At 54.1% G+C, this 26,295-nt stretch carries 14 protein-coding genes and 4 pseudogenes; 9 read left to right on the forward strand and 9 right to left on the reverse strand.

The annotated features are described in order from the left end of the window. The first annotated feature begins 4 nt into the window (after positions 1-4). A complete protein-coding gene (locus REH34_RS18915) occupies positions 5-1,462 on the forward strand; it encodes a DUF2723 domain-containing protein (RefSeq protein ID WP_311968782.1) in 1,458 nt (485 codons plus the stop codon). On the opposite strand, the pseudogene REH34_RS18920 reads toward REH34_RS18915, so the two are convergent. Further along, positions 1,459-1,548 (reverse strand): annotated as a pseudogene (locus REH34_RS18920) (hypothetical protein); the annotation flags it as partial. The gene REH34_RS18915 and the pseudogene REH34_RS18920 sit on opposite strands and share 4 nt — an antisense overlap. 504 nt (positions 1,549-2,052) lie before the next feature. Here REH34_RS18920 and REH34_RS18925 point away from each other — a divergent pair. The 3 genes and pseudogenes from REH34_RS18925 (at position 2,053) to REH34_RS18935 (ending at position 4,111) form a co-directional block, all read left to right on the forward strand. Next, positions 2,053-2,250: a DUF6124 family protein gene (locus tag REH34_RS18925; protein ID WP_311968783.1), complete on the forward strand. Its 198-nt coding sequence runs from the start codon at positions 2,053-2,055 to the stop codon at positions 2,248-2,250. Between the two features lie 128 nt (positions 2,251-2,378). After that, positions 2,379-2,648: pseudogene (locus REH34_RS18930) on the forward strand (DUF2442 domain-containing protein); the annotation flags it as partial. A 300-nt stretch (positions 2,649-2,948) separates the two neighbouring features. Continuing rightward, positions 2,949-4,111: pseudogene (locus tag REH34_RS18935) on the forward strand (IS3 family transposase). Here the strand turns inward: REH34_RS18935 and REH34_RS18940 are convergent. From REH34_RS18940 to REH34_RS18950, 3 genes are all read right to left on the reverse strand, one after another. Next, entirely contained in the window at positions 4,086-4,589 is a 504-nt protein-coding gene (locus REH34_RS18940; RefSeq protein ID WP_311968784.1) for a recombinase family protein, read from the reverse strand. The pseudogene REH34_RS18935 and the gene REH34_RS18940 sit on opposite strands and share 26 nt — an antisense overlap. A 229-nt stretch (positions 4,590-4,818) precedes the next feature. Beyond that, entirely contained in the window at positions 4,819-5,691 is an 873-nt protein-coding gene (locus REH34_RS18945; protein WP_311968785.1) for an HNH endonuclease signature motif containing protein, read from the reverse strand. After that, the gene (locus REH34_RS18950; protein ID WP_311968786.1) at positions 5,688-7,256 is read right to left on the reverse strand and encodes an AAA family ATPase; all 1,569 of its coding nucleotides are present in this window, start codon (positions 7,254-7,256) and stop codon (positions 5,688-5,690) included. Before REH34_RS18950 ends, REH34_RS18945 begins: the two co-directional genes overlap by 4 nt. 515 nt (positions 7,257-7,771) lie before the next feature. Here REH34_RS18950 and REH34_RS18955 point away from each other — a divergent pair. Then, positions 7,772-8,752: an IS5 family transposase gene (locus REH34_RS18955; protein WP_311972103.1), complete on the forward strand. Its 981-nt coding sequence runs from the start codon at positions 7,772-7,774 to the stop codon at positions 8,750-8,752. A 133-nt stretch (positions 8,753-8,885) separates the two neighbouring features. Here the strand turns inward: REH34_RS18955 and REH34_RS18960 are convergent, their stop codons facing one another. Next, positions 8,886-9,317 carry a DUF6602 domain-containing protein gene (locus REH34_RS18960; protein ID WP_311968787.1) on the reverse strand — a complete coding sequence of 144 codons (432 nt, stop codon included), beginning with the start codon at positions 9,315-9,317 and terminating at the stop codon, positions 8,886-8,888. Positions 9,318-9,796: 479 nt separating this feature from the next. Between REH34_RS18960 and REH34_RS18965 the strand changes: the two genes are divergently transcribed. From REH34_RS18965 to REH34_RS18975, 3 genes are all read left to right on the forward strand, one after another. Then, positions 9,797-13,816 carry a hypothetical protein gene (locus tag REH34_RS18965; protein WP_311968788.1) on the forward strand — a complete coding sequence of 1,340 codons (4,020 nt, stop codon included), beginning with the start codon at positions 9,797-9,799 and terminating at the stop codon, positions 13,814-13,816. After that, positions 13,788-14,492 carry a hypothetical protein gene (locus REH34_RS18970; protein WP_311968790.1) on the forward strand — a complete coding sequence of 235 codons (705 nt, stop codon included), beginning with the start codon at positions 13,788-13,790 and terminating at the stop codon, positions 14,490-14,492. Before REH34_RS18965 ends, REH34_RS18970 begins: the two co-directional genes overlap by 29 nt. Positions 14,493-14,903: 411 nt before the next feature. Next, positions 14,904-15,269 carry a hypothetical protein gene (locus REH34_RS18975; protein ID WP_311968791.1) on the forward strand — a complete coding sequence of 122 codons (366 nt, stop codon included), beginning with the start codon at positions 14,904-14,906 and terminating at the stop codon, positions 15,267-15,269. Between the two features lie 2,040 nt (positions 15,270-17,309). Here the strand turns inward: REH34_RS18975 and REH34_RS18980 are convergent. The 4 genes and pseudogenes from REH34_RS18980 to rpsU all read right to left on the reverse strand — a co-directional run. Continuing rightward, positions 17,310-20,267, reverse strand: a pseudogene (locus REH34_RS18980) (EAL domain-containing protein); the annotation flags it as partial. A 264-nt stretch (positions 20,268-20,531) separates the two neighbouring features. Continuing rightward, a complete protein-coding gene (gene rpoD, locus REH34_RS18985; RefSeq protein ID WP_311968792.1) occupies positions 20,532-22,382 on the reverse strand; it encodes an RNA polymerase sigma factor RpoD in 1,851 nt (616 codons plus the stop codon). A gap of 67 nt (positions 22,383-22,449) precedes the next feature. Beyond that, complete coding sequence (gene dnaG / locus REH34_RS18990; protein ID WP_311968794.1) at positions 22,450-24,468, reverse strand: DNA primase; 2,019 nt, start codon at positions 24,466-24,468, stop codon at positions 22,450-22,452. Positions 24,469-24,835: 367 nt separating this feature from the next. Beyond that, positions 24,836-25,051, reverse strand: a complete 216-nt coding sequence (gene rpsU, locus REH34_RS18995) for a 30S ribosomal protein S21 (RefSeq protein WP_002551877.1) — start codon at positions 25,049-25,051, stop codon at positions 24,836-24,838. A 200-nt stretch (positions 25,052-25,251) separates the two neighbouring features. Between rpsU and tsaD the strand changes: the two genes are divergently transcribed. Then, positions 25,252-26,286 carry a tRNA (adenosine(37)-N6)-threonylcarbamoyltransferase complex transferase subunit TsaD gene (tsaD, locus tag REH34_RS19000; RefSeq protein ID WP_311968795.1) on the forward strand — a complete coding sequence of 345 codons (1,035 nt, stop codon included), beginning with the start codon at positions 25,252-25,254 and terminating at the stop codon, positions 26,284-26,286. Positions 26,287-26,295 lie beyond the last annotated feature (9 nt).

Below are 26,295 nucleotides of genomic sequence, written 5' to 3' on the forward strand. Positions count from 1 at the left end.
CGTGATGGTCCCAGATAAGAGCAGGTATTTTTCGGGGCCCGTGCCCCTGTTATTGCTGGCGGCAGTGATTCTCGCAAGCTTCCTCGCGTCCAGCGGGCCGATCCAGTGGATGGACAACGGCATGTTCCTGGCCGACGCCACTACCGGGCAGTATTTCGCCCAATCGTTGGGCCCGCTCGATCATCCGCTGTACCAGTTTTTCAATACCGTCTTTTACAAGGTTTTCGGCTCCTCGCAGTTGCTGAGCCTGCTCAATTCGATGTTGCTGATTCCGGTGGCGGCGTCGATCTTCTGGTTGAGCCGCAGCCTGGGAGCGTCGCGCAACCTGGCCTTGCTGGCGGGAGCGGTGACCGTGACCGCCCATGGCGTGTTCTGGATCTCGACCAAGGCCGAGGTTTACATCTTTCACATGCTCTTCGTGCTGCTGGCCTACGGCGTGGCGTTCGACCTGCGCCTCAAGGTCAGCGACTACACGCGCCTGGGCATCATCGGCCTGCTGACCGGCATGGCCGGCAGCATTCATCAGTTGACCTTTATTGTGTTGCTGCCGCTGTACGTGCAGTTGCTGATGCAGTACCGCGGCCGCACCCTGATGACCGTGCCGGGCTTTGCCATCGGTTTTTTCAGCGCCTATCCGGGCATGCTCCATGATCTCGGCTCGGGCATGAACCTGATCGAGATCGTGCGCCACTACCTGACCGGCGCCGAGGCGAGCAAAGCCGACGTCAACTGGGAAGGCAGCATGTTTCGCTTCGACGAAATGTGGCACGAGAAAAACTCGGTGATGATCCTCCTCCTGTCGCTGATAGGCCCGCAGCTGCTGGGGCTGGTGATGATGCCCAAGGACCGTCGCCAGCGCGTGCTTTGGGCGGCGGTGCTGTTGAACTTCATCTTTGCGGTGCCCTATAACGTCACCGACCGTTTTACCTTCTTTTTGCCGGGCATTGCCTTTGCCGCGATCCTGGGGGTGATGCGCTTGAAGGAATTGCTGCCGGAGCGTCGCGCCAGTGCGACCGTGCTCAATCTGTCGGTGTTTACCTGCCCGGCCGCCTTGTTGTTGGCCTGGGTGCTGTATGACGGTGGCCTGATCAAGTTGCCGGTGCATACCGAGGCGCTACCGTACCGCAACGACATTCACTACTTCATGGTGCCCTACCTGCGCGATCGCTCGGCGCAGCAGTTTGTCGAGCAGTACGAAGTCACGGCGCCTGCCGGTGCGCTGATCGTCTCCGACTGGACGCCCATGGGCGCGCTGCGTTCCGCCCAGGCGGCCGGCCAGTTGCAGGGCCGCACGCTGGCATCCTGCGAAACCAACGAGGACATGAGCCGCTTCGTCAATGGCGCCGGGGCGTTTTTGCCGCGCACCAGTTATTGCGAGAAGGTGCTGGCCAAGTACGCGCTGGACAAGCGCGAGGTGGGCTACCGGTTGCAGGACAAGACTGTGGTGGTGCAAAACCCTTAGGCTGGCGCCAGCCGGTAACGGGTGCTGCGTCTGCCGCCGGGTAGGCGCAGTAGGCAGCCTTTTTCCAAGAGGTCGCTGAGGTGGCGCGGTGGCATTGATCATGTGTGGGAGTGCGATGTGCTAGGGGAAAAGCGTTTCCTAGCGAAAGATGTGTCCATGCAACGAAATTCGAACAAAGCTGAACGTAAACACACGGAACCTGTAGGACGAGTCTGAAAATTGCGGGTATGCTCCCGAATCGCTTGTAGCCCTACGGCAGCGGCGCTACCTTCCTGAGCGTCGTTGCGAACAACGACCGGGTTTAGTCGCCCGACATAGTCAGGAATACAGCGTCCCCTCACCATTTTCGGAAAGCGTTTTGTCCGTGAATGTCGTTTATGGCGGCTGTGCACGGGGCATCTTCGGATGCGCCGGGTGCCTGACTTTCCGGTCGACTAACCTGTGCACAGCTGCCACCCATTCGTTTAGTCGCGGATTGTGGCAGTCCCAGTCAAGTCAGGAGCGCCACGATAATCAGATCCACGCCCCACCCGCCTGAAGCAGCCACCTCCCAAAATTCTGCATTCGATATCAACCTTGGTAACCTCAGCTTGTTCGTAGTAAAGCCTGATGTGAAGGTGACCGATGCGCTTATCTTGGCATCCGAATATTTGGCCTGTGCGGCGGCTACTGCCTATGAAGTTGCCGATAACAGTTCGCCAGAGTTTCGACCGCTGGCGCGTTCGGTGGTGCATCAGATAAAGGCTGTTCAGGCGCTGGTGACGGCGGCTGCTGAGCGGCTTGAGTGAGCATCTTGATTGGTCGCGGCTATGGATTGGAGAATGTAGCAATTACCCAAGACATACCCCGGTCAAGGCTGCGCAACAGGCTTTGACTTGGATCACGGCCAACCAGGCCAATCTATTACAAGGTGGAAATGGGATCGATGAAACGCCCTCGCTTGCTGGCTGTGCAGGCTCTTCCAGGTGCGACCCTTAAGTTGACCTTTATCGGTGGCCAGCAATTCTCATTGGATATGAGCGAAGACTTGGAGACCTATCCGGGTCTCAAACCGCTGACCAAGCAGAACGCCTTCGAGGGGGTGGCCCTCGGCGATGCTGGCTGGACGGTCGAATGGCCCGGGTTGGATATCCAGATCGGCGCCGATACGCTGCCCTTGGATGCGCTGACCCAAGCGGGACCGGATTAGGCGGCATGGAGGTATTGTGGACGCTGTTCAAAAATGCAGAAGGCCTGAACTGGTCCTAGCCGTACCGCAAAAAACAAAAAGCTGCGCAGTGCGCGGCTTTGAAGGTGGTGGGCCCAGTAGGACTCGAACCTTTATGGGGGGAGCCCAAAGGTGGTAAAGAAGGAAACCTAGGAAATCCAGGGGGTTGGAGTGATTTCAAATATGTCCATAGAGGACGGACTGTAGTGGTCAACTGTAGTGGTCTACTAACCCCGGACACCTTTTTAGGCGAAAATGATCGCCACACAGAGGTGTTCGATGAGCAGACAACGACGTACCTTCACCCCAGAATTCAAGCGCGAAGCTGCCAGCTTGGTGCTTGACCAGGGCTACAGCCACGCTGATGCAGCCCAGTCGCTTGGGTTGGTAGAGTCGGCCTTGCGCCGGTGGGTCAACCAGCTCCAGCAGGAACGAGCCGGTGCCACACCGACAAGCAAAGCGCTGACACCCGAGCAGCAGAAAATCCAGGAACTGGAAGCCCGAATCAACCGCCTGGAACGAGAGAAATCGATTTTAAAAAAGGCCACCGCGCTCTTGATGGCCGAGGAACACGAGCGTTCGCGTTAATCGATCAATTGCGGGCTCAAGAGCCGATTGATCTGTTGTGCTCGGTATTTGAAGTAACCCGATCTTGCTAATACGCGTACTGCCGAAAACGCCGGTATCCAGATGCCGAACGGGTGGTTTTGCGCAGCCGCGTGAACGAACTGTTTACGCAAAGCCGAAGCGCTGCGGGCAGCCGGAGCATCATGCTGATGATGAAAGAGGACGGCATGCAGATCGGGCGATTCAAGGTGCGCGAGTTGATGCGCGAGATGAACCTGATTAGCAAACAGCCCGGTTCGCATGCCTATAAAAAGGCGACCTTGGAGCGACCTGATATTCCGAACGTGCTTGATCGAGGATTCACCGTCGCATCCCCAAACAAGGTCTGGTGCGGTGACATCACGTACGTTTGGGCCGAAGGTCGATGGCACTATCTAGCAGCTGTCATCGACCTTTGTGCCCGCCGTGTTGTGGGTTGGGCGTTCTCACCCAAGCCCGACGCCGACCTGGTAATCAAGGCACTGGACATGGCTTACGAGCAGCGTGGCAGGCCGCAAAACGTACTGTTTCATAGCGACCAGGGCAGCCAATATGGCAGCCGAAGTTTCCGCCAAAGACTATGGCGATACCGCTTCACACAGAGCATGAGTCGGCGCGGCAACTGCCACGATAACGCGCCGATGGAGCGGTTGTTTCGCAGTCTGAAAACAGAATGGATACCGACGGTGGGCTACATGAGCGCCGCGCTAGCGCAACAGGATATCGGCCGATTCCTGATGGAGCGATACAACTGGCGGCGACCGCATCAGTTCAACGAAGGGCTAGCGCCTGCGGTCGCTGAGGAAAAAATCAATTCAGTGTCCGGGACCAGTTGACCAATACACTGGCGTGCGCAATTTGCGAAGGTGTTAGAACAGGCTTCGGTCCAAATTTGACCCCACGAGCCTTCGCTGCCGACCGTCCTGAGCTTGTCCGCTCAGAAATAAGCGAGCGCTCAAAATCAGCAATTCCTGCAAATACAGTCAAAATCAACCGGCCAGCTGGGGATGTAGTGTCTGCCCAAGGTTCAGCTTCGGAACGCAGTCCCGCGCCTTTAGCCCGCAACAGCTCAGCGATCTGGAGAAGGTCGGAAGTGGACCGGGCTAGACGATCCAGACGGATGACGGCAACCACATCGCCTTCCCGCAGATGGTCTAACAACCGGAGAAGCTCAGGCCTATCTCTTTTCGCACCGCTGATTTTCTCTTCAAAAATTCGAGTGCAGCCTAGCGCTAGCATACGCTCTCGCTGCTGTTCCAGGTTTTGACCTTGAGTCGACACCCTTGCGTAGCCAATTAGATGCTCATTTCCCATATTGAATCCGTCGCAGGTTATGTCGCGAGTGTATCACAATTTGCGACAGAGTTATGCGACACAACTATCGTTTGATTTACCAGCAGTGTCGTTTGTCGCATAACTTAGAAGTTAAGCGACAACGGTAGGCACGTTGCAGGGCGAGGCTATGCACGAGTCATTGAAGCATATGATTTCAGTATTAAAGTATAAGCGCCTTGTCATGATTGACGGCGCTAGCCTGTCCTGATTAAACCGCTCCGCCTAGCAAGCTGACTTTGAGAGCCTGATAAAACCCACGCTGCCAATGGTTTGGAAACTGAGCCTGCGCCACACCTGGATCAAGGATCGTTTCGCAGATTAATTCTTTACTCAGACCGATGCGCCTCAGCGAATCTAATTGAGCGATAACGGTGCCTAGTAGCTGAGCCGCCTTAACTCCGTAGCGATGAGATAAGTTAAAGTCCTCAAAATGTTTAATGACGCGCTCTTTATCTGTGGCGCTCCAGTCAGCAGGAGGCTGCGCATAATAATTGAACTCGCCAGGAGTGCCATATGCGCTATCTGCATACGAAGCAAAAATCCATTGTGCAAGAAAAAATCTATCGTTGTCTAAGTATGGCTGAATAATTTGGTTTTGTGCTTGGTTAGCAAATGCAGCAGACTTGCCATCCATATTGCAGTCACGGCATGATGGGACTAAGTTTACGGGTAATACTGAAAACTGAGGAAAATGCGACTTTGGTAGAAAGTGATCTAGGTTTCTAGGGGTTCCTATTCCTCCACAAAAAGGGCAGCTCTCCATTGCTGCATTTAGTATTTTGTCATAAATCTCTCTTGCTGGCTTCTCTTCTGGAACAAAATATGTTTCATAAAGTTTTATAAGATCTGACTTCATCAGAGCGCCCAAAACCAATGGGTTCTGTGTGACATTACAGTCTATAGGCTGTAGAAGATAGAGTGCGCCATTTCGAGAGCTTGTTGAATAGTGGGCTCCAGCACCGATCAGATTCTCCTTCGCATCTCCCACGTTACTCTTCAGTGCAGCGTTGCCAGTTATTCCTGATATGCATGCCTCAATAACCTGTTCAAATGTATAACTGGGTTCGGATAGGCGCATCATTTCTGCGACCTTTTATCTCGGGTCGTTACAAAAGCACGTAAAAGTGCTTTACCTTCAAACCCTAACTGCCCTTTGTATTTTTTCAATATCTCGTCATAGGTTCCCCCTGATGCAACAGATTTTGCTAACAGGTCATGGAATCCTGACTGAGCAACTTCTAAATTGAAAACTTCGGATGTCAATACACCCACGTTCTCTGCAAATGTCTCAATTTTAGGGCGGCTAGTTATAACATCTTTACCTATCCTGTGGATTATCCAAGCGCAGCACTTGGGTATCTCTTGAAGCACGACAGGTGAATGAGTCGCTATGAGAGCGATACCATTTTGATCGTGTAATAGATCAGAAAGCGCACGTATAAAAGCGGCAAGCAGTGGAGGGTGTAGGTGGCTTTCCGGTTCATCAAGTAGAACCAGTGTCTGTTCCTCAACTGTGGCTACCAGTCTAGTTATAGTAAGCAAGACAATCGAATGTCCAGAACTCATTTTTGACAGGTATGGGAGTGCTTTTTCCAAGTATGCTTGTTTGAAGGATTCGGAATCCGATTGCTCTGAGGTGGACATGCTGTCCCGGACGCCCAGATAAACAGATACCAATTGCTCTAACTTCATGAACGAAAAGTTTTCATCCGACCCAAGCTTCTCTATGGCGCTCAGCCATCTCGAAGTTTTGGCCGAGTGTTGGAAGCATGAGATTAGCGCCTTTACGCAGTCTACTCTCAGTTCTGGAGTGGTGCGAAGCCTTCCTGGCTCTACGGCGTCTTTCAATCCTATATAGAAGTAGCACGCACCTTTTGCTGGGTCAGGTTGTTCGCTCGGTGGGTCAAATGGGTCAAATGCGCTGAACGAGACAGATACCAGGCTACTAAAATAATCAGACCCTATCGGCTGCCCCCACTGGCCGCGAAAACCACCAATCGAGGATTTATTAGTGATGGCATCGATCATCCCATTAAGAAGGGTGGTTTTCCCAACGCCATTTCGACCAATCACTGCGTGTATATTAGTGTTTGGGGTTGAATCCACTGCGACCTCGACATCAATCGAAATTGGTCCCAAGTCATCAGTTTCTGGTCTGTCGTAACTAAATCGATAGTCGGTAAGTTCTGCTTTTCCGATTAATACACGTGCAAATTGCCCTTTCACAACAGAGAGACTGTAATTCCTCAGTAACGAGGTGCTAAATACACTTTCACCCTTGATGTGCTCTATGATTTCCGGCATAAAAACGATGTCTCTCAGTGACCTTAATACCGCTGAGCGAAAATTTGACTCTAGTCTTCTCATCGTTTTGTAGAATTCTACACCCTGGCCCAATGAGAAGAAGCCGTCAGGTAACCACTCAAAAGATTCAGGGAGCTTTTCATACGTAGCAATGCTTATAGTCTGCCCTGAAAAGCCTATCTTGGTGCGACCTATATCATAAAGAACTCCGGCTTCATCATGAATGCTCATTGAAAACATGGTTACAAACGAGTAATCGTTCCAGTTATCTTTTGTAAGATAAATAGTGTTCTTTCCCTGTAGAGGTCTAGAGGCACCAACTGGCAGAACAATAAATTTCATAAGTTATTCCGTGATCATTTGTGAAGCCAAAGCCCATATTCGATTAGTGTTCATCAGCCCCTTAGTAACGTGGGGAATGAAACGTATTTTTTGGCTCTGCCGCTTACCCCGTGAAAATAGGCGTGCGGGGCAAAGTCAATAAGTGGTAGGACTCGGAGGATAGATATTAGCTCGTATGCTAATTCAATTAGTGGTGGGTTGTAATTCTCAATTCCGGGATCTGAGATGGCATAAGCTGCGGCGGCGCGCGGGTCAACTATGACGTGTTCATCTTGGCTAATATATCGAAAAGATGACCCTCTGACATCGCAGTACATATTGGGCCATAATCCCTTATTGGGGTGCTTTCAAAATACTTTTGAAACACGGCTTCAAGGCTTTTGGTGCTCAGGGATTTTTCCGTTAAAATCGCTCCGAACACCTGATGGTAAAGATTGCTCTTGTCTAAGGAAATTCTGAAAAAGACTTCCTGATTTGGCAGAATCCCCGGACACCAATCGCCGAGCTTTTCGATGATGAAGCAAATGACCTTCGCCGACGCCGAGTACGCCGGTAAGCGCAAGCAGACCCGTAAGGAATTGTTCCTGATCGAGATGGATCGGGTCGTGCCCTGGAAGGGTTTGATCGCTCTGATCGAACCCCATTACCCGAAGGGCGAAGGCGGTCGTCCGGCGTATCCGTTGATGGCGATGCTGCGGGTTCATCTCATGCAGAACTGGTTTGGTTACAGTGATCCGGCGATGGAAGAGGCGCTGTACGAGACGACGATCTTGCGCCAGTTTTCCGGCCTGAGCCTGGAGCGAATCCCGGACGAAACCACCATTCTCAACTTCCGTCGCCTGCTGGAAAAACACGAGTTGGCCACTGGCATTCTCGGCGTGATCAATGGCTATCTGGGCGAGCGTGGCCTGTCACTGCGACAAGGCACCATCGTCGATGCCACGCTGATTCATGCGCCCACTTCGACAAAGAACAAGGACAGTAAACGCGACCCGGAAATGCACCAAACGAAGAAGGGCAACCAGTATTACTTCGGCGCCAAAGCGCACATTGGTGTCGACGATGACTCGGGGCTGGTGCACAGCGTGGTGGTCACTGCGGCCAACGTGGCGGACGTGACCCAAGTCGACAAACTGCTACACGGTTCTGAGAACGTGGTCTGCGCCGATGCAGGCTATACCGGTGTCGAGAAGCGCAAAGAGCATGCTGGACGCCAAGTCATCTGGCAGGTTGCAGCCCGGCGCAGCACCTACAAGAAGCACGGAAAACGCAGCGTGTTGTACAAAGCAATACGCAAGATCGAGAGAGCCAAGGCTCAGGTTCGCTCCAAGGTTGAGCATCCATTTCGGGTGATCAAGCGTCAGTTTGGTTATACGAAAGTGCGCTTCCGAGGCTTGGTGAAAAACACTGCTCAGATGGTGACGTTGTTCGCCCTGTCGAACCTGTGGATGGCACGTCGACAGTTGCTTTCTGGCGCGGGAGAGGTGCGCCCGTAATGAGGGAAATAGCCGCTGCAAGGTGCTTGCTGCGGAAAAAATGCATGAAATAAGCGGCAGACTTGATCGATTTTGAACGGCTGCCGTTTTTTGAAACCGCTATGGCTCAGCAGTTGAGAAATAGCTGCCTACTTCAGACCATCCCTAAGGGCTGGAGTTTCGGAAGAGTGCGGTTTGATCCCCGATTCGTCCTGTCAAGAGCTTTTACGGAACTGATATTTTGTAGGGATTGCTTGAGTAACGCTGTGCTGGCGATTGAGGCTTTATTTTCGATTACAGCAACAACAGCCTCAATCATAAAGTGCTTAATACCTCCAATCTCGAAAACTGGATGGTAGTCCTCGCGATAAATAACAAGATCTATTTGGTTGCTGGTCTCGCCAGTCGCATCAATCACGAAGCCCGTATCGACGTTGAATTTTTTAGGAATCATTTTTTTAAAAAAATTCCTCAAAATTTGCTCCCTAGCTCTACCATTCTCCCCAGGGTGCTTTATCCTTCGGGCTAGTTCCAATTCTTCAAGGACACTTCTGTTCAGAGATTCCACAATGTTTTTTGTAATCATCTGCATTCCCTGCTAGCTGCTGTTAGATTTTACGCCGCGTTATAAATTTCTAAAAGTGGCTGCCCCTTTATAACATTCAGCGTCATGGCTGGGCCTGGGTAGCTCGAAGCAAGGGAAGTGAGACAAAGACTGGCTTGGGCTCCCGTATCTTCACTCGCATTCCTTTACGACCTCTGCTGCTATTTATCGTAGTACGCTGTCAGATAGCAAGAAAGATTTGGCTACCGGATGACCATCCTAAGGCCTGGCCGGGCTTGCTCTGTCGGTTCCTGCCTTCACGACATGTCCACATCGGTCTATCAGCACCTGCCAGCAGAGCTTACCCCGGTGTAGGAGCGCAGCTTGGCCTCAGCTGATGGCATGTCTCAAATCACCGGAAATGCCGTAATCTTGGTTTATTAATGTTAAACGTGGCGCGTTGAGTTCCCGTCGCCATCTGCCCCAGAGCCCAGCGCATCTACACAAATCGAGTGCCCCTAATGAGCCAAGACTTCTACCTACCTCGGATGCTCGCTGCTAATGAGAGGACATTCACCGAGCATGAGCTGATGAGTGCTTCAGCCTACGTGGTCGTGCTATCTGAGCCAGGTGGTGGCAAGTCATCACTGCTCAAAAGCCTCGCGGCTCAGTTGGACGTAGAATGTGTGACTGCCAACCTTTTCAGTCACGTTGGGGCCGAGACGAAGAATGGTTCGTTGGTAATCGATGCATTCGACGAGCTTGCGAAAATCGACCAGGTTGGCATCAATAGGCTTCTAGCCTACGCGAAAAGATCTGCTCCAAGACATGTCATCATATCCAGTCGTTCGAGCGAGTGGGGTACATCATCAACCAAGGCATTTGAAGATGCCTTTGGATATACCCCATTGGTGGTCAGATTAGAAGAGTTCAACGAAGCAGAACAGCGGGCTATATTCTCTCATCATGTCATGGATGAAGACTTTGAAGCGTTCCGTGCTGAATTATCTAAGTTCGATTTGGAGTCTCTTTTACCCAACCCGCAATTTCTCAAGCTCTTCGCTGACGCATATATAGAAAGTGGTAGAAGATTCAAAGGCAAAAATTCAATATTCTCGATGGCCGTTGAGCGCTTGGCCAGAGAGGTCAATACAAGCATCGCAAGCAAGCACAACTCCTTTCCGGTAGCAGACAAGGTTGCGTTAGCATCTGAAATTTTTGCCAAACTACTTCTTTCTGGCGCAGATGGTGTCACTACTAGCGAGGCAAGCGAGACACGGATTTTTCCGATGCTCAACTCGGTGCAAAGCAACAACCACTCAAACATTGATATATTAGCAACGAAATTGTTTAGGCCAGGAGACCACCCTGATCTTCACCGCCCCGTTCACAAGGTCGTGGCTGAGTATTGCGCAGCTTTCTATTTGGTGAAGCGCATTGGAGAGCCACAGGACACCCTGACCCTATCAAAATGTCTTTCAGTGATTGCACCGAATGCTACCGTACGTGACGAACTGCGCGGCTTGATTGGATGGATGGCGGCACTAGGCAATAAGGATATGCAGAACGCCATTATCCAGCTTGACCCGTACGCAGTACTCGCTAACGGCGACCCCTCTCAGCTCTATTCATCCATAAAGAGAGTTCTCATTCAAAAACTACGTGACATTGAAATGCGAGATCCTTATTTTAGAAGGGGCGACTATGGACGAAGTTTCAGCATGGCTGGTTTTTTCTCGAAAGACGTCATCGATGAGATTAGACCAATTTTGTCAGCTGGTGAGGATGGGCATCTTCGAGATCTTATATTGGAATTACTTGTTTCTAGCAAGGAGGCATCACACCTTGAGGCAGAACTACAGCATATTCTGCTATCAACTGAGGAATCTCAAAATTCGAGATTGCTCGCGAGCAAGTGCCTGCGTTCTATTCCGTCCTTCGATCACAAAGCCAATCTCACATTTCTAATCGCTGAGGCTAGTCATAATTCATTGCATGTAGCCTCAGACATCATCACATATCTATATATAACCCCATACAATCATACGATAACGCTCGACTTTCTTAAGGGGTGCGCGAGGCTCTATCCAGAGGGATATGAGCAGTACAACCCCCAGGCCGCATCTCGATATTTTGTAAAGCGATTTGTTGGGGGGTTAAATCCTGAAATAGTCGAACGGCTTCTAAATGATCTGACCTTTGGCTTGGTATGCACCTGTGATAAACAACCCTATGAATGCAGTTGCCGAACAGGCGTTAGCAAGATAGTTGGTTTGTTGTTGGATAATTATTTCGGCGTCGTTCCTCCACCCTATAGTCCAGCTCGGGTCTGGCAGTGGGTGAACAACTTGAACTATTACTTTCAGAAAAGCACTCAGCAGAGTGCGGCCGTCAAAGTAATGCGAGAGAACGTTGAATTGAGACAAGGTTTGCTAGCATTAGTATTCACGCCGCTTACTGATCGCGAAACAATTAGCAACACCAAAATCCACAAATTTGATTTTCATTCTCACTCTGGACTTGGCCTATTTGAAGAGGATAGACAATATTTAGCCGATCTGGCATTCGAGACTGATAATCCCGTTCTATGGGGTACTTGCATTACTCTTCACCACAAGCATCGGACGGCGAATGAGCGAGGGCCTGATCCACTGCGGCAACGCCTGCGTAGGCAAGCCTCGGCAAAACCTGCATTCATGCGCGCATGGGCTACATTTGCACGTGCGGCATCCGAACTTAAAAACATGCGTGACCTTCCCAGAAACTTCAAAAGAAGGATGGCGCGGAGTCGTAGAAGGCAGGCTTTGATTCATGAGCAGAACATCCTATACGTCAGAGAGAACAGAGATCTAATTGCGTCAGGAGCACATTGGGCATGTCTTGTGCGTTTCGCAGAGCTTTCATTGATGCACCCCGATAAAATAAATGAAGAGTTTGGCGACGAAGAAATAGCACGTACAGCATTAAAAAACTGCCTCGGGTTTATAGCCCCATCAGTCCCAGGGTTACGTGAACTGGCAGAGCTTAGCTGCTCGTCAAAATTCTCCCGAGCTGTTCAGGTATTACACGCCGCTTGCATTCTAATCATGGCGGATGAGAACTCTTTGGAGGAAGTTGATCCATCCCTACTTCGATCCCTTAGGGGCTGCATTAACGTTCACTATAGTACTGTGGATGAGAACGCCAGGGCTGCTCTGAAGCAGGAGATTGACAGGATCATATTCGCCGAGACAGGTGCGCCAGAGGCATTCTTGAGAGAGTTTGTCGAGCCTCAACTTGACACTCCATCTTGCGTCAATCCCGATGTTTGGTTACTGGGTAATGATGACGCATTTTGTGAACTGAAACCCAGGCTTTCGATGGAGTGGCTCGCCAGATTCGACGACTTGAATCCTGATACGCTTGACACAATATTCGATATCGCCGCAGAGTATGGGGATCGCGCGGTGTTAGAGCAAGTCATCAGCGAGCGCACCTCTTATTGGATAGATCGACTACCCGAGACATCAGGTGATCCTGCTATAATTTCTAGATGCAAGTTCTGGTTTGTTCGAGCGTTTTATTTTATTGAAGGGGTTAGTTATCCGCAGTGGCACTGGCTACAAACGGATCCAGATTTAATCCTATATCTGTTCGACCGGTCAAGCCTATATAGGCGCCAAGGTCATGGCTGGCCTAGTTTAACCGCTTTAAAAACTAAAGCGGTGCTTGACGCCTATGTTGAGCAATGGCCTAGTGTTGATCTACCTGACCACTGGGGGAGCGACAGCCCAAAGAGCGAAAATGCATACCGTCACATACGAAATCTAGTTTGGAGTTTTGATTCATTCGACCCTGAGGATGCTATAGGGCCGCTGGCAGAGCTACTAGCAGATCCTAGGTTTATCGACTTTCGCAAGGATTTCGGTAGTATATACAGCGGCCAACTTAGGAAGCGCTCCCTTCAAAACTATGAGGCTCCAAATTCAAAGCAAATTTCAGACCTTTTAGATTTTGACTCGGTCGCTACAGTAGAAGGATTGCGTCAATGCATTATTGATGAGTTGCATGATTTTCAAGGAGCGATCGATGGAGGTGAATTCAATTCAGGCGCTCGTTTCTTTGAAGGTGACAAGCATTTAAATGAAAATCGCTGTACTTCAATGATCGCTGAGCGACTAAGCCTAAAGCTCGTATCTAAAGATATTGCAATCACCCTAGAGCATCATCTTAAAAATGACAAGCGAAGTGACTTCACCGCTGCAAGATTGATTAATGGAGAAAGACGACTACTGGTCACAGAGGTCAAAGGGCAATGGCACCCAGAGCTATACACAGCCGCAAAGTGTCAATTGCATGAGCGCTACTCAATTCACCCCGACGCCGAACGCCAAGGGATTTTTCTTGTTCTATGGTTTGGGGAAAACGTGCCTGTAGCGGGACTCAAAACGTCCGAAATTAGATCAGCAGAACAACTCAGGCTGAGTCTTGAGGCATCGTTACCATCTGAGCTGCGTGGATTAATTGATATATTTGTATTGGATTTATCTGACTCCAAATAAATATCAATTAATCTCATTTTTGGCGTGGTGGAGACATGGCACTGTTGCCATTCAGCTTAACACCGCCTGTTCATCGCTTAGCAGCAGAATAGGTCACCTGTTGAGGTTATTAGCTGCACTTAGCAAGCAAGCGTTAGAGTTCGATGCGGATGGCGGGGCGATTGAAGAAAGCTTCAATTATCTGTTTAGTGTTCAGCACGCCTTCTCTATCTGGCATTTCAAGAACGCCGACCCCGCTACGCTCCAGGCCCTTGAAATCCTATATGCCGGTGGGCCGTCCGCAGCGAAGTACTCGTTCATGGGCATGTATTTGCCGTTTCGGATGTTCGAGCATCTGCACTGGGAGCGGGATTTGCAAAACGGCAGTTGCCATCCCCATCCTCCTATCAGAATGCTTTACCTGATGTTCGTTTATTCCCTGGCTTTGGTGGAGGCTCTAGAGCTGAATAAGGACTCTGCCCAAGTAGCAGTTGATGAATGGACAAGGGAATGCGAAGCGAACTGTATGGCATTGCACGGAGAAACAATCGATCCGAGTAGAATTCGTAGCGCGTGGCTTTCCCCTGAAGGCGGTGCGTACATCGATGACATTCACAATGAGCTGGAGAGGCTTGCACCCGAGCTGGCAAGACATGTAATAAGCATGAGCTTCAAGCCACGCAGTGGTTCAAGCTAAAGTCAAATACGAGCATCCTAGCTGCTTGGCAAGGCAGAACACAGTTAGTGACTTATTGCCCTGTCAGGCGAATTGGCTAAATCGCCCCTATTTTCGTAGGCGCCTCGGACGACTGCTTAGGGTCGGGAGCCGCCTGTCGCGACCGGAGACACTCGACCCGCAGCGGTCATTGGCAAAACGACATCACTGGCCAAAGGCGGACAATGGACACGCTACGAATGAATCAGTAATGTACGTAGACGTTCTCGTTTCTCCTCCTGGTGTGATGTCGCGTTTGTTGCGCGCTCCTCAAGCCGAGTGGGGGGTGACCCATGGGGCAGAAAGCGTTATTAGGCTCATCCGGCGAAAAATATTATTTCCGCATGCGTCTTCTACTAATGGTTAGCCGCAGGAACTATGCATGGAGGCTGCGTGGAATACATTGCAAAATCGCCACGACTACGATTGTCGGTGACGCTACTGTTAACAGTGGTAATTGGTGTGTTATCAAGCATCATGGCAAGTCAAATAATGCCACAAGGTATACTAACTTGGTCGCTACTACCTCAAGTTTCTTCTTTTTGGCTCTTAGCGCTATTTTCCGGGGTGTGGATTTTTATCCATGTAAGATTTCTAAATTACGATGAAAATATTATGAGATATGCGGATGATCAGCACTGTATTGCTCTCATCCGGAAAGCAAAACTTGAAGGGCTTGCTGCTCTCATACAGAGAAGTCCAGAGCAGGCTTCTTTAGTTGATGCAAAGACATTCCTAAAAAATCTGGGGATAAAATGAGCATACTCCTCTCTAAGCCAGCGCAAGAGAAACTACAGCGAAGTGAAGTCCGCAATCAAGTTTCGTTAAGTCAACTAATGTCCAAACTTGAAGCTTTAAACGTATCAAGACTTGAAAGTGATTCATCAGTTCGACGGGTGACAGGTACGACCGAAGAGATTTACGTAATGCGTATAAGTGGCAATCTCCGTGTTTTTCTCACGAAGAAAGGAAAAGATATTGTTCTGCTTAGCATTGAAAACGACTAGTCATTCTCTCAACTATAGCTCACCGAACGTCTAAAAGCTGTGCTTTTTACTGTTCGGTCGCTTAATCGTTAGGTTTTATATGCATTTACCATCTAGCCATGTATTTGATGCTCTTGCGGCAAAGGGCGTTGACCAATTGCACCACGCAAACAGCGTCGCAACCGCATGCCAGTTTTTAAGATCGCGCGCGCTCTTATCCAGGGGCACGATTGAGCGTCTTGGTATAACTCAAACGCCTCAGGACTCTGATGATATTGATCGTCGGTACAGTATTTGGTTTGATGTGTTCATGGATTCTGTTGACATCCATCATCGTGCACGGCGCGCAAATACTTACGGCCCCGTACTTTTGGTTTTCAGTATAGATTTAATAGATCGAACCGGTACTGGACGGCTATGGGTAACCAAACTAAATCCAACGAAGTGGGCTGGCAAATCAGAAGAACAGCGCTGGTTTCAAGATAGGGATGATCTAGAAGAAAATTTCATGCTGGGACAATTTGATCAAATGGTCCTAGCCCGCCACAGTGGGGGAGAGCTTCCGTTCAAAGGGCATTTGATAAAAATAATAATAGATGACCCACACCATGAAGACGAAGATGGAGTAGACGCCTACAGTATGGCTGTAGGCGCCCTTCGACTGGCAATGCAAGACGCGAGGCTTGATATCCCTATCGAACGACGAACTTGTAGGCAAGGTTGTACGTGCAGGCGATACTGGACGGAAAACGATGATCGAATCCTTAAAATGTTCAGCCCTAAAATTTAACAGGTGATACAAGCCTTCTCTGCTCTTATTGGAAGGGTCTAAAGCCCCTTCACCAAACTTAAGGTTCTACCGACAATACGCACTCCAGTTAACAACAAATGATACCCGCAGGTGGGACTAATCCGTACATTGAACGGATGACCGCTTTTGGCCGATTTCTGCACCTCGTGACAGGCAGAAATCGACCCATTGCAGCCCTTCACGCCGGGCGACAATCTGCCAGAAGCGGACGATCATAAAAGGCAGCTTTCGAGCAATTCATGACACTGACAAGCAAGATGCAAAATTTGCACATTAGACACGCCTGTCACCAGCCTGGACGTGGTTATTTCAGCTATGGTGATGTCGTTGGTGATTCTAGATGGCTGCGCAATCTGATCGCGACACAGCTGGTGATCTGTGCTCGTGATGGCCGGCTTCGAGTAGTCGGTGGGATCCAGAGCTGGACGGCGGGATGCCGACACGTCGCTGAGCCCCGCTCCAGACAGCGAATAGTTATGGGAGCGTCTCTCCCAAAAAAAGACCGCAACAGAGTGCGGTCTTTTATTTGAATGGTGGGCCTCCCCGGAGTCGAACCGGGCACCAACGGATTATGCATACCACTTCAGCTTTCGCTGCCCCTTTCGGGTTCGTGGTCTGGACTGTCTCTTGCCTTTACGGCTCGCCCGTACAGTCTCTACACCTTCCTTGAGGTCTCTCAAGGCTTGGCTCGGGATTACCACGCAGACGCAGAGGCTTCCCCGAATTTGAGCGATTCTACAAAAGGGCAGAGCTAACTTACCCAAAAGCAACCCATTTGCTCATCACCATGCCCTGTGAAGGGGGTAGGCTCTGAGCCGTTAAGTCCGCTGCTCTAACCAACATGAGCTAGAGGCCCAAAGTCTTTCACATCAACAGTTTACCAGACTACGCATCACGTACAAATGTGCACCTGCTGAGCACCCTACATAAGAACCTACGACCAAGGGATTATGAGTCCCCTGCTCTAACCAACTGAGCTATAGGCCCCCAGTAGGTCGCGGATTATAACGATGGTTTGCCAACTGCGCCATCCGAAAAGTCTGAAACCAGCGAGCGCAGGAAGGTGGCAGCGAATTCCTCCGCCGACAGCGGCAGGCTGACGATGTAGCCCTGGATCTGTTCGCACCCCTCGCGGGCCAGGAATTGCTGCTGATCCTGGTTCTCTACGCCCTCGGCAATCACGGTGAGTTGCATGCTGCGGCCCAGGGCGATGATGGCGCGCACGATTGCGGCGTCGTGGGGGTCGTGGGGCAGGCCGCGGACGAAGGATTGGTCGATCTTGAGCGTGTGCAGCGGCAGGCGCTTGAGGTAGCTCAGGGACGAGTAGCCGGTGCCGAAGTCGTCGATGGCCAGTTGGATGCCCAGGCTCTTGAGTTGGTGCAGCACCAGCAGGGCTTCTTCGGCCTGGCTCATGATGAAGTTTTCGGTGATTTCCAGCTGCAGGCAATCGGGCTGCAGGTGGTGGTCTTGCAGCAGGCGCTGGATGCGTGCGAAGAGGTCGGGCTGGCGCAGTTGAGCGCCGGCCAGGTTCACCGACAGCGGGCCGAATGCCTGGTATTGCTGCTGCCATGTTCGCATCTGCTGGCAGGCATGTTCGAGCACCCATTCGCCCAGCGGCAGGATCATGCCGTTCTCTTCGGCCAAGGCGATGAAGCGCTCCGGCGGGACTTCGCCGAAGGTCGGGTGCGTCCAGCGGATCAACGCTTCGGCGCCGACCAGGCGCTGGGTCTTGAGGCTGAACTTGGGCTGGTAGGACAGGCTCAGTTCGTTGCGTTCGATGGCGCGGCGCAGTTCGTGTTCCAGGGCGACGCGGGCGCTGGCCTGGGTGGTGAGGTCGCGGGTGTAGGATTCGACGCGGTTGCGGCCCTTGGCCTTGGAGCGGTACATCGCGGCGTCGGCGTTTTTCACCAGGGTGGCGACATCGCCGCCGTCCTGCGGGTACAGGCTGGCGCCGATGCTGGCGCTGGTGAAGAACTCGTGCTCGCCGGCCTGGAACGGCGCGGCGAAGCAGGCCAGCACCTTGTTGGCGATGATTTCGGCGTCGCCGCTGGTTTGCAGCCCCGGCAGGAGGATGATGAATTCGTCGCCGCCCAGCCGCGCCACGGTGTCGATATCGCGTACTTGCTCGCGCAGGCGGTTGGCGATGCCCTTGAGCAGCAGGTCGCCGACCGGGTGGCCGAGGCTGTCGTTGATGTGCTTGAAGCGGTCCAGGTCGAGGAACAGCACAGCGCCCTGGCCGGCATCATCGGTGTGGCTGTTGAGCGAGGCTTGCAGGCGACTTTCGAAGAGGGTGCGGTTGGGCAGGCCGGTCAGTGGGTCGTGGTGGGCCTGATAGTCGAGGCGCGCTTCGGCCTGCTTGAGGCTGGAGATGTCAGCGAATACCGCGACGAAATGGGTGATGACGTCTTCGTTGTTGCGCACTGAACTGATGGTCAGCCAGCTCGGGTAGGTCTCACCGTTCTTGCGGCGGTTGTAGATTTCGCCCTGCCAGTGGCCATGGGCGGCGAGTTGATGCCACATATCGATGAAAAAAGCGTGGTCGTGGCGCCCGGAGGCCAGCAGGCGCGGGGTTTGCCCCAAGGCTTCGGTCTCGCTGTAACCGGTGATTTCACTAAAAGCGCGGTTGACTGCGCTGATGCGCTGGCGGGTGTCGGTAATCAGCACGCCTTCAGCCGTGCTCTCGAACACCGTGGCAGCGAGCAGAAGTTTTTCCTGCATGAGGTGCCGCTCGGTGATGTCCCGCGCCATGATCAGCATGCAGGCATCGCCACCGAACTGCATCGGGCTGGCGCCCAGCTCGCAGAGGCGAATTTCGCCGTCGGCGCGGCGGATCAGGCAGGCGAAATCCTTGACCAGCCCTTCGCGCTGGAGAATCTCCAGCATGCGCTTGCGGTCGTTGAGGTCGACCCAGATGCCTAGGTCCAGCGTCGAGCGATCGACCACTTCGTACAGCGGGTAGCCCGTCAGGCGGCTGAAGCCTTCGTTGACCTCCAGCATCATGCCGTCGACCTGGCGAGTGAGCAGGAGGCCGTCGGGGGAGGCGTGGAAGGCCTTGGCGAATTTCTCTTCGGATATCTGCAGGCGCTGCTGGGTTTCCTTCAGCGGGCTGATGTCCCGCACCACGACGACCAGTGCCGGGGTGGTGTCGAGGTCGAAGGGCTCGGCCGACATCAAACCGGTAAAAATCTGCCCGTTGCTGCGCTTGAAGGGCATCTCGAGGTTGCGGATGCGGCTGCTCTTGACGCGCTCCAGCAGGCCGGCGCCCACGCCCTCGATGCCCCAGATGTCCATTTTGGTAGCGTTTTTACCGATGACATCGCAGGCCTTGAGGCCCATCTGTGTTTCAAATGCGGAGTTGACCTCCAGCAGGCAGCCGTCGCTCAGGCGGGCGATGACCAGGATGTCGGGGCACTGCTGGAATACCGACGCGAACTTCTGCTCGGACAGGCGCAGCGCCTCCTCGGTTTTTTTGGTTTCGCTGATGTCGATCATCAGGCCGCGCATGATGGTTTCGTTGCCCTGATCGATCAGGCTGACGATATCGCGGACCCAGACGCTACGACCGTCGGCGGCGATGACTCGGTAATCGAGGCTGTGATCGCGGCCAGCGGCGGTCTCGGCGTCGCAATAGGCTTGGGCCCAGAGGGCATCTACCGGGTGTAGCACGCTGCGCCAGAAGCCGGGTCTGCGCCAATGAGCCAGTGGATAACCCAGCAGGTCTTCGGCGTGCGGGGAAACGTAGCTGTAGCTGTAGTCCTGGGAATTGGCCTCCCAGGCGATGGCGGATTGGCTTTCGACCAGGCCGCGGTAGTGGTATTCACTGGTGCGCAGCTCTTGCTCGAGCGCTACACGGCGTGCGATTTCCGAACTCAGGCGACGGTTGATGCGCATCAGCACGGCGGCAACCGCCATCAGGAACAGAATCGCCGGCAGGCCATAGACCATCAGGTCGGACCACAGACGATCGGCGTGCACAATTTGGCCCGGCAAATTAGCGTCGGTCATGGCTTCAGCCGTTGCCCATTCCGAAAACGGAAAGAGCAAGACAAGGGCCGATAGTCTTGGCATAGCGGCCTCTTTTCACTCGCACACAAAGACTGGAGTGTAGACGGGCAACAGGCGCTACGGGAAGCGGTGGAGGAGCGCTAATCGAGCAAAAAGCAAAACCCCCAGACGGGCTGGGGGTTGCTTGTGCATCAGCGGTGCGTCAGACGCAGGCCAGAATCACTCGTCGAGGAACGAGCGCAGATGCTCGCTACGGGTCGGGTGACGCAGTTTGCGCAAGGCCTTGGCCTCGATCTGACGGATACGCTCACGGGTCACATCGAACTGCTTGCCGACTTCCTCGAGGGTGTGGTCGGTATTCATGTCGATGCCGAAGCGCATACGCAGTACCTTGGCCTCGCGCGCGGTCAGTCCGGAGAGGACTTCACGCGTGGCTTCCTTGAGGCTTTCTACCGTGGCGACATCGATCGGCGACTGCATGGTGGAGTCTTCGATGAAGTCACCCAGATGGGAGTCTTCGTCGTCACCGATCGGCGTCTCCATGGAGATCGGCTCTTTGGCGATCTTGAGTACCTTGCGGATCTTGTCCTCAGGCATCTCCATGCGCTCGCCCAGCTCTTCCGGCGTCGGTTCACGACCCATTTCCTGCAACATCTGCCGGGAAATACGGTTGAGCTTGTTGATCGTCTCGATCATGTGCACCGGAATACGGATGGTGCGCGCCTGGTCGGCGATCGAACGGGTAATGGCCTGACGGATCCACCAAGTGGCGTACGTCGAGAACTTGTACCCGCGACGGTATTCGAACTTGTCCACTGCCTTCATCAAGCCGATGTTGCCTTCCTGGATCAGATCGAGGAATTGCAGGCCACGGTTGGTGTACTTCTTGGCAATCGAGATCACCAGACGCAGGTTGGCTTCGACCATCTCTTTCTTCGCGCGGCGGGCCTTGGCCTCACCGATCGACATGCGACGGTTGATGTCCTTGATTTCTGCGACGGTCAAGCCGGTTTCGGCTTCGAGCGCGACCAGTTTCTTCTGGCACTTGACGATATCGTCCTGCACGCGACCAATGGCTTCGGCATATTTGCTCTTGCCTTTGGCCAGGCCATCGCTCCAGCTCTGATCGATTTCGTTGCCCGGGAACTGGCGCAGGAAATCGGCACGCGGCATACGGGCATCACGCACGCACAACTGCATGATGGCGCGCTCTTGCTGACGCAGGCGGTCGAGGGCGCCACGGACGCGCTCCACCAAGCCTTCGAACTGCTTGGGCACCAGCTTGATCGGCATGAACAGCTCGGCCAGGACGAGCATTTCGTCGACGCCTTGCTTGCTGTGACGACCGTGCTTTTTCAGGGCCTTGAGCGTGACCGCGAGTTGGTCCTGGACAGCACCGAAACGCTGGGCCGCGATGACGGGGTCAGGACCGCTTTCGGTCTCTTCTTCGTCGTCGCTGCTTTCTGCGGTTTCTTCCTCGTCATCGTCCTTGGCGTCCGTCGCCTTGTCGGTTTTCTCGACAGGGGGCGGCACCTCGGCCGGCGGCGCAATGCCGTCGTCCGGATCGATGTAGCCGCTCAGTACGTCGGACAGGCGACCGCCTTCCGTCGTGACGCGATCGTATTCGCTGAGGATGTGATCAACCGTGCCAGGGAAGTGCGAAATCGCACCCATGACTTCGCGGATACCCTCTTCGATACGCTTGGCGATCTCGATCTCGCCTTCGCGAGTGAGCAGCTCGACGGTACCCATTTCACGCATGTACATGCGCACTGGGTCCGTGGTGCGGCCAATGTCGGTTTCCACAGCCGCCAACGCAGCGGCAGCTTCTTCGGCTGCAGCTTCATCGGTATCGGCTTCGGCCAACAAAAGGGCATCCGCATCCGGAGCACTCTCGAATACGTTGATCCCCATGTCGTTGATCATGCGGATGATGTCTTCCACCTGCTCTGGATCTGAAATATCCTCAGGCAGGTGGTCGTTGACCTCCGCGTAAGTCAGGTAACCCTGCTCACGACCGCGGGTGATCAACTCTTTGATGCGAGACTGCTGTTGCGCTTTTCCGGACATAACACCCTATCCACTGAAGGTCTTGGCGGGCAAAAAACAAGCCGAGGATTATACCCGAGCTGTGACCTCACGCGCCAGTTGAGGTCGGGGTTTGAGCGTGAAGATTGCGACTTAAAAGCTCGCGCAGCTGATTTTTCTCGTCTGCGCTGAGTTCTTCCTGCCTTGCTTTGCGGAGCAAATGCTCCAGGTTTCGCTCGCGTTGGCGGGCGGATAAACTAGTAATGGTGTCGAAAAACTGTTGTTCAAGGTTATCGGCATCGATCAGCCACTCCTTTTCTGCCAAAGCCTGCAGCAAGCGGCCTTGATCGGTACCGTGCCAGCGGGCGATCAACTGTAATGAGCGTAGCCCAGGATTCTTTTGCAGTGCGCCCAGCAGGGCGACCAGCAATTGTGTATAGACATGTCCTTCATCGGCAAAGTGACTGACATCTTCAACTTTTTCCGCCAGATGGGGATGGTGCAGCAAAGTTCGCAATGCACTCAGCGTCGGTGGTTCGACGCTGGTCGGGACGCGCGGGGCACGTGACTCGAAATCCTGGCCCTTGCCCTTGCGATCCCAAGGCTTGCCTTTTTTGTCCCAGGGCTTGTCCTGCCACTTTTTCTGTCCGCCCTGCTTGGGCGCCCAGGCCTGTTGTGGCGGCTGCTGGGCGTAGGTATCGCTTGGGTGACCCTGCTGAAAGTCCCCGTAATCGTGCTGGCTGTAATCGGCGCTGTGATCGGGCATCTGATCGTAATTTATGCCGGGGTCGTATTCAGGCGTTGCCTGGGCTGGCGCCGGCGCGCTGCGTGCCATCTGATTCATGGCTTCGCCGCTGAGGCCGGTGATTTCGGTCAGGCGGTTGCGCATCAAGGCGCGCAGATTGTTGCCGGGCACCTTGTCGATCAGCGGGGCGGCGAGGGTGACCATATGGGCCTTGCCTTCCAGCGAGCGCGGGTCGGCTTCTTCGGTCAGTTGCTGGAAGAAGTAGTCGGCCAGCGGCTGGGCCATCTGGTGAATTCGGGCCTGAAACGCATCGGTGCCTTCAGCGCGGACCAGGCTGTCCGGGTCTTCGCCTTCGGGCAGGAACAAAAAGCGTGCGCGCCGGCCGTCCTGCAGGCAGGGCAGGGCCGCTTCGAGCGCGCGCCACGCGGCCTTGCGCCCAGCCTGATCGCCGTCGAAGCAGAACAGCACGCTGGGGACTACCCGAAACAGGCGCTTGAGGTGTTCTTCGCTGGTGGCGGTGCCCAGGGTAGCGACGGCATTGCGCAGGCCTTGCTGGGCCAGGGCGATGACGTCCATGTAGCCCTCGACCACGATGATCTCGTCGAGGTTGCGGTTGTTCTTGCGCGCCTCGAACAGCCCGTACAGTTCCTGGCCCTTGTGGAACACCGGGGTCTCGGGGGAGTTCAGGTACTTGGGCTTGTCGTCGCCCAGCACGCGGCCGCCAAAGGCGATGATGCGCCCGCGGCTGTCGCGGATCGGGAACATCACGCGGTCGCGGAAGCGGTCGTAGCGCTTGCCGGTCTCGGCGTTTTCGATCAGCAGGCCGGCGTCGATCATCGCCTTTTGCCCGAGGGTGTCGGTGCCCATGTGCTTGAGCAGGTTGTCCCAGCCCGGCGGCGCGAAACCCAGGCCGAAGTCGCGGGCGATCTCGCCGGACAGGCCGCGGCCCTTGAGGTAGTCGACCGCGGCGCGGCGCGACGGATGGGCCTTGAGCGCCTGGCGGAAAAAGTCGGCGGCGGCGGTCAGTAGCGGATAGAGCGGTGAGTCCGTGGGCTGGCGTGGTTTGTTCTGGCGGCCGCCTTCTTCGCGGGGCACTTCCATGCCGGCGGATTTGGCCAGATCCTCGATGGCCTGGGGGAAGTCCAGGTTGTCGTGATCCATGAGGAAACCCAGGGCGTTACCGCCAGCGCCGCAACCGAAGCAGTAATAGAACTGCTTGTCGGGGCTGACCGTGAACGATGGGGTTTTTTCCTTGTGGAACGGGCAGCATGCCGAGTAGTTCTTGCCGGCCTTTTTGAGCGACACGCGCGAACTCACCACGTCGACGATGTCGGTGCGGTTCAGCAGATCGTCAATGAAGCTCTGGGGTATCAGCCCGGCCATGGGGTTCTCGTCATCAAACAGGGAAACACTGCAGGAGTGTATCTACTGAGCGCCGATCAGGGGTGCCTTTGCGGTACTGATTTTGTATCGGCAACACTTACAACTTCGACAGTGCCACAGGGCATCGAAGCAGAGAAGAATGGTGCGGAAGGGTGTGCTCGTCTGCAGCCTTGCAAGGCTCGTCAGGGTGACGTGCACAGCTGGCGTATGAAGGCCAGTTCTGACGTTTTAGGCAGCCGCTCTTGACCTGGGTCAGGAGTGGAATTGCGGTGAAGCACCATCGGTGTAGCAACTGCGTAAAGCCACCACTGCCGGCAGCCCAGCGGTTAGCCGGGCGAGGCAGAAGCTTGCAGCGAACGTCTGTGTATTAGTACAGACGAACGGCGCGGCGCTGTTCGCGCTGAACTTTCTTGGCGTGGCGTTTGACAGCGGCTGCTGCCTTGCGCTTACGCTCGGAAGTTGGCTTCTCGTAAAATTCGCGGCTACGAACTTCAGCCAGTACACCGGCTTTTTCGCAGGAGCGCTTGAAACGACGCAGAGCTACGTCGAAGGGTTCGTTCTCTTTTACTTTGACGGCTGGCATCCAGAGCTACCTTCTTTCATTACCGGGGTCAACGTACTCCTGCGGAAAATCGCGCTCGGGATACGTCGGTTTTTAAGGGTTGCGGATGTTAACCCTATGACGACAGGAATGCAAAGCCTCTGATCGAAAACCGCTGGTCGGAGCGCTGAGCGGCGACTATCATGCGCGCCTTTGAAGCCAGCCTCAACAAGGCGAGACCCATGTTAGTACTGGGATTGGAAACCTCCTGCGACGAAACCGGCGTCGCGTTATACGACAGCGAGCTAGGCCTGCTGGGCGATGCGCTGTTCAGTCAGATCGACCTGCACCGCGCCTATGGCGGTGTGGTGCCCGAACTCGCCTCGCGCGATCACGTCAAGCGCATGCTGCCGTTGATCCGCGAAGTCCTGGCCCAGGCCGAGCGCGCGCCGGCCGATATCGATGCCATCGCTTACACCGCCGGGCCCGGCCTCGTGGGGGCGCTGCTGGTGGGCGCTGCCTGCGCGCAGGCGTTGGCCTTCGCGTGGGACGTGCCGGCATTGGGCGTACACCACATGGAAGGACATTTGCTGGCGCCGATGCTCGAAGAGCAGCCGCCGCAATTTCCGTTCGTCGCTTTGTTGGTGTCTGGCGGCCATACGCAGCTGGTGCGGGTCGATGGTATCGGTCAGTACGAGCTGCTGGGCGAGACCCTCGACGATGCCGCCGGTGAAGCGTTCGACAAGACCGCCAAGATGATGGGCCTCAATTATCCGGGTGGCCCGGAGATCGCCAAGCTGGCGGAGCTGGGCACCGCAGGGCGCTTCACCTTCCCGCGGCCGATGACCGACCGTCCGGGGCTGGCATTCAGCTTCAGCGGTCTGAAAACGTCCGCTCTGAACACCTGGCAGCAGTGCCAGAGCGCTGGGGACGACGGTGAGCAAACCCGTTGCGACATCGCACTGGCCTTCCAGCAGGCGGTGGTGGAGACTCTGACCATCAAGTGCAAGCGCGCCCTCAAGCAGACTCACCTCAAGCGTCTGGTGATCGCTGGCGGCGTCAGTGCCAACCGCGCGCTGCGCCAGTCACTGGAAAAAATGCTCGGCGAGATCAACGGCAATGTTTTCTATGCGCGGCCGCAGTTCTGCACCGATAACGGCGCGATGATCGCTTATGCGGGTTGTCAGCGGCTGATGGCAGGGCAGCGCAATGATTTGGCGATCAACGTGCAGGCGCGTTGGCCGATGGAGCAGTTGACGGTGCCGACAGTCCCGTAGGGCTTGTGG

Origin of the sequence: Pseudomonas baltica, from assembly GCF_031880315.1 — a bacterium.
In the GTDB taxonomy this organism is placed as follows: Bacteria; Pseudomonadota; Gammaproteobacteria; order Pseudomonadales; family Pseudomonadaceae; genus Aquipseudomonas.

Excerpts from the sequence above, each read along its gene's own strand:
- REH34_RS18915 (WP_311968782.1), top strand. The coding sequence starts at position 5 with ATGGTCCCAGATAAGAGCAGGTATTTTTCGGGGCCCGTGCCCCTGTTA.
- REH34_RS18940 (WP_311968784.1), bottom strand. The coding sequence starts at position 4,589 with ATGGGAAATGAGCATCTAATTGGCTACGCAAGGGTGTCGACTCAAGGT.
- REH34_RS18945 (WP_311968785.1), bottom strand. The coding sequence starts at position 5,691 with ATGATGCGCCTATCCGAACCCAGTTATACATTTGAACAGGTTATTGAG.
- REH34_RS18950 (WP_311968786.1), bottom strand. The coding sequence starts at position 7,256 with ATGAAATTTATTGTTCTGCCAGTTGGTGCCTCTAGACCTCTACAGGGA.
- REH34_RS18955 (WP_311972103.1), top strand. The coding sequence starts at position 7,772 with ATGAAGCAAATGACCTTCGCCGACGCCGAGTACGCCGGTAAGCGCAAG.
- REH34_RS18960 (WP_311968787.1), bottom strand. The coding sequence starts at position 9,317 with ATGATTACAAAAAACATTGTGGAATCTCTGAACAGAAGTGTCCTTGAA.
- REH34_RS18965 (WP_311968788.1), top strand. The coding sequence starts at position 9,797 with ATGAGCCAAGACTTCTACCTACCTCGGATGCTCGCTGCTAATGAGAGG.
- rpoD (WP_311968792.1), bottom strand. The coding sequence starts at position 22,382 with ATGTCCGGAAAAGCGCAACAGCAGTCTCGCATCAAAGAGTTGATCACC.
- dnaG (WP_311968794.1), bottom strand. The coding sequence starts at position 24,468 with ATGGCCGGGCTGATACCCCAGAGCTTCATTGACGATCTGCTGAACCGC.
- rpsU (WP_002551877.1), bottom strand. The coding sequence starts at position 25,051 with ATGCCAGCCGTCAAAGTAAAAGAGAACGAACCCTTCGACGTAGCTCTG.
- tsaD (WP_311968795.1), top strand. The coding sequence starts at position 25,252 with ATGTTAGTACTGGGATTGGAAACCTCCTGCGACGAAACCGGCGTCGCG.